Source organism: Phenylobacterium sp. (assembly GCF_036402295.1).
Taxonomy (GTDB): Bacteria; Pseudomonadota; Alphaproteobacteria; order Caulobacterales; family Caulobacteraceae; genus Phenylobacterium.
In genome coordinates, this window is sequence record NZ_DASWTE010000435.1 from 1 (window position 1) to 3,605 (window position 3,605).

5 protein-coding genes and 1 pseudogene are annotated in these 3,605 nt (G+C 72.5%); 2 read left to right on the plus strand and 4 right to left on the minus strand.

The genetic code is table 11. The annotated features are described in order from the left end of the window. Both VGD44_RS24890 and fdhD read right to left on the minus strand, forming a co-directional pair. Positions 1 to 239, minus strand: a pseudogene (locus tag VGD44_RS24890) (CbbBc protein); the annotation flags it as partial. 2 nt (positions 240 to 241) lie between these two features. Next, entirely contained in the window at positions 242 to 1,048 is an 807-nt protein-coding gene (fdhD, locus tag VGD44_RS24895; protein WP_331091194.1) for a formate dehydrogenase accessory sulfurtransferase FdhD, read from the minus strand. Positions 1,049 to 1,318: 270 nt separating this feature from the next. Between fdhD and VGD44_RS24900 the strand changes: the two genes are divergently transcribed. Together VGD44_RS24900 and VGD44_RS24905 are read left to right on the plus strand one after the other, a co-directional pair. Beyond that, positions 1,319 to 2,005, plus strand: a complete 687-nt coding sequence (locus VGD44_RS24900) for a PEPxxWA-CTERM sorting domain-containing protein (RefSeq protein ID WP_331091196.1) — start codon at positions 1,319 to 1,321, stop codon at positions 2,003 to 2,005. A 44-nt stretch (positions 2,006 to 2,049) separates the two neighbouring features. Continuing rightward, entirely contained in the window at positions 2,050 to 2,652 is a 603-nt protein-coding gene (locus tag VGD44_RS24905; protein WP_331091198.1) for a surface-adhesin E family protein, read from the plus strand. Positions 2,653 to 2,662: 10 nt separating this feature from the next. Here the strand turns inward: VGD44_RS24905 and VGD44_RS24910 are convergent, their stop codons facing one another. Beyond that, a complete protein-coding gene (locus tag VGD44_RS24910; protein WP_331091200.1) occupies positions 2,663 to 3,097 on the minus strand; it encodes a CHRD domain-containing protein in 435 nt (144 codons plus the stop codon). A 65-nt stretch (positions 3,098 to 3,162) separates the two neighbouring features. Further along, positions 3,163 to 3,504, minus strand: a complete 342-nt coding sequence (locus VGD44_RS24915; protein ID WP_331091202.1) for a UrcA family protein — start codon at positions 3,502 to 3,504, stop codon at positions 3,163 to 3,165. Between the last annotated feature and the right edge of the window lie 101 nt (positions 3,505 to 3,605).

Consider the following 3,605-nt stretch of genomic DNA (forward strand, 5'->3'; position numbering starts at 1 on the left):
GCCTCCCAGGCCACCGCCTTCGCCCCGTTCTCGCAGAACTCGAACGACGAGGTGTGCTTCGGGTCGGGCCAGGCGCAGCCCGGGCAGTCGAAGCCGTCGGGCTGGTTGGCGTGCAGCAGCGTGCGGCCGCCCTCGACGACGACGTGCTGGTCGACCAGCACCTCGCCAACGGCCTTCAGCGAACCCCAGCCGCCGGCGGCCGGCGCGTAGGGCGGGGCAGGGGACTTGCGGGCGGCCACGGTCAGGCCGCCTGGCCGGTGAGCCGCTCGCCGCCGGCGAACACCAGCTGGGCGTCGGCGCGCGCCAGGGCCACCAGCGTCAGCCCCGCCGTCTCGGCCCGGCGCACCGCCAGGTCGGTCGGCGCCGAAACCGCGACGATCATCGGCGCGCCCATCCGGACGGCCTTCTCAACCATCTCGAACGAGCAACGGCTGGTCACCACGACGAAGCCTTGGTCGACCGGCTGGCCGGTGGCGAACAGGGCGCCCGCCAGCTTGTCCAGGGCGTTGTGCCGCCCGACGTCCTCGCGCACGAGGCGGATCTCGCCCGCCGCGTCGGCGAAGGCGGCGGCGTGGGTTGCGCGGGTGAGGCGGCCCAGGTCCTGGCGCGCCTCCAGCGATTCCAGGGCGCTGCGCACAGCGCTCAGCGAGAACGTCGCCGCGCTCTCGACCGGGGGCAGCGGCCGCACGACGTCCTTCAGGCGCTGCACGCCGCAGAGGCCACAGCTGGAGCGGCCCTCCAGGGTCCGGGGACGGGCACGGGCGCGCACGTCGCCGCGCAAGGTGACGTCCGCCAGCCAGCCTTCCTCCCGTTCCTCGATCCGGATATCCGCGATCTCCTCGGGCGCCGCCACACCCTCGGTCACCGTAAAGCCGCGCGCGAGGTCCGCCAGGTCGTCGGGCGTCGCCATCAGCACCGTATGCGGCCGGCCGCCGTAGCTGAGGCCGACCGGGGCCTCGACCGGGGTGTTCCGCTGGATCGGCTCGGCCGCACCGTCGCTGCGGCAACAGAGGGCCGGGCGGACCGCCACCGCAGACGCGTCGTACATGCGAAACTCCTCAGTCGGGGCCGAGGCGCCAGCTTACGCCGATGCGCGGGCTCCGATGCGTCAAATTCGGCGGCGCGCCGCCGGGCGGAAGTCCTGACGCCGCTTAACCATGCGCGCCCCAGAACGGGTAATAGGGGTCTGCAAGGGTTGTGTTTGTCGCACGGCCAGGTGGTGTTTCGGCCCCTATATCGCCCCGCACCCAACGGCGAGCGCACGGCTTCGTAACGAAGTTCAACGATCCTCCCCGTTCGAAAAACCGGAGGCGAAGCCTTGTCGAAATCCGTGGCCGTGTCGGCCAAGACCGTGGCCGCAGGGCCGTCCCTGATGGCGCTGGCCCTGGCGTTGACCGTGTCGGCCGTGGTCCTCGCGCCGACGCCCGCGCTGGCGAAGAAGGACGACAAGCCGGCCGGCGGCGCCTCCACGCCCACCCCCGCCGCGACCCTGCCGCTCTGCACGCTGGCCGACCTGTCGGTCGGGGCGTCGGCCTGCAGCGGCTTCTTCGAGGGCAACTTGCTCAGCGACAACAGCTCCGACCTCTCGGCCCAGGCCAGCGGTCTGGCCGCGATCGGCCTCGCCAACTGGAACGGCCAGCTCGTCGAACCGCAGTTCAACCTGTCGAGTTCGACCGTCGATTTCCAGACGGCGCTGAACGGCGCGACCTGGATCGGCCTGCACTTCGGCAACGGCGCGGACAGCCCAAGCCCCGGCACTCCGGGCGGCGTCACCGCCTTCTACCGCTTCGACGCGGGCGTGAACCTGGACACCTTCACCGTGCAATACGGCTCGTTCTCGGGCGTCCGCCTGTACTCAACCGGGCCGGCCCCGCTGCCGCCCGTGATCGATCCCCCCGGGACCTCGGTCGCCGTGCCGGAACCGGCCGCGTGGGCGCTGATGATCATGGGCTTCGGGGCCGCGGGGGCCATGCTGCGTCGCCGCCGCGCCGCGGCGCTCGCCTGAAACCCGGTAGGCGCCGTGAACGACCCCAGGCTAAGGTGGCGGCCGTGAACGTCCGCCTGGCCATCCTCGGGACTTCCGCAGCCGCAGCGCTGGCGCTCGCCGGCGCGGCCGAGGCACGCAGCTTCTATGTCGTCCAGTCCGGCCCCGACGCCTGGACCGTGATGGATCCCGAGGGTATCGAGAGGATCGGCGAGGGCGGTGCGGTGCGCCGGGCCTGGGCCGTGCGCGTCCAGCGCAACATCCTCACCGGCAACCCGCCGACGCCGGGCTATGTGCGCACGCTCTCGGAGTACGACTGCGGCCTGAACCGCACCCGCTGGCGGGAGTTCTCGGCCTTCTCGCGCTCGGGCGCGCAGCTGGTCAGCAAGGTCAATCCGAATCCAGAGTGGGGGCCGGCCGAGGAGGCGTCCGACACCTACGCCGCGCATCGCGTCGTCTGCGAGGGCGGTGGCGGCGGCGCGATCGTCTCGGCGGAGTCGGTCGCCAAGGTGGTGATCAGCCTCATGGGCTCGTGGGACCCGCCGGCGACGCCGCCTACAGCGTTCGTCCCGCCGGTGAAGACTGCCAAAGCGCCCGCCGGCAAGGCCCCCGCGGCCAAGACGGCCCCGAAGCCGACGCCGCCCGCGAAGGCGGCGCCGAAGACCTAGGAAGCGTCCGCTACTTCGACAGCTGGCCGCGCACCGCGCCCGCCGGGAACTCGGCGTTGTGGACGTTGATGTAGTAGGCGTCGGGGTTCTGCAGGATGTCCTTCACCACGGCCTGGTCGGCGGTCGCGCAGTCCTTGACCTTGCCGTCGGCGCCCGGCGCCTTCAGCATGACGACGGGCGGCCCGGCCTCAGTCGTCGGCGCCTTGTGGATGTGGGCCGCCGTCGCCGCCCCGATCTTCTCCACCGACAGCTCGTAGCAGACCTGGTTCTGGCCGACGTTCACACGGAACGTGGCGTGGCCCGCGCCGTCGGGATCGCCGGCGCTGGGCTTCTCGGCCGGGCCGGTCATGTGCGCCGAGAGCGGCCGGCCGCCCTCCTGCGCGAGCGCAGACCCCGCAAAGGCCCCGGCCGCTAGGGTCGCCACCAATAGAGTAAGCTTGGTCATCGAGATCTCTCCTGCCGCCCCGCCGAACTCGAGAACGGGCAGGGAAGCCCCATGGCTCCATCCCGTCAACGGTCGTCCGGCGCGCGCGTGGCGTGTGCGCGGTCCAGCGCCGGGGCGCGGGCCCCGTAGACCGCCCGCAGCAGGGCGTCCTCGCGGCACTCGCGGAATACCCTGACCGTGTGGCGCGGCGCCTCCTCGTAGGTGCGATGGCGCTTCGCGTCGCCGCCGCACGCGAGGTAGGCCGCGTCCCGGATCCGGCCCAGCGCCTGCGCCGCGTCGGGCTCGGCAGAGACGCCGAGGTCCGCGAGCGGGACCCTGACCGACGCGATGAGATGGCGCTCAGTGGCGGCCTGGGCGTGGCTGGTCACGGCGGCGGCGAGCAGGATGAGCAGGGGTTTGGTCGGCATGGGGAGGCTCCGTTGCGAGAGGAACGCCGCGTTGTGGCCCGCCGCCCCACGCGCCGTCGTGGCCGCGCGCCTGATCTTTTCCTGATCCTTTTGCGACGCCG

Excerpts from the sequence above, each read along its gene's own strand:
- fdhD (WP_331091194.1), bottom strand. The coding sequence starts at position 1,048 with ATGTACGACGCGTCTGCGGTGGCGGTCCGCCCGGCCCTCTGTTGCCGC.
- VGD44_RS24910 (WP_331091200.1), bottom strand. The coding sequence starts at position 3,097 with ATGACCAAGCTTACTCTATTGGTGGCGACCCTAGCGGCCGGGGCCTTT.
- VGD44_RS24915 (WP_331091202.1), bottom strand. The coding sequence starts at position 3,504 with ATGCCGACCAAACCCCTGCTCATCCTGCTCGCCGCCGCCGTGACCAGC.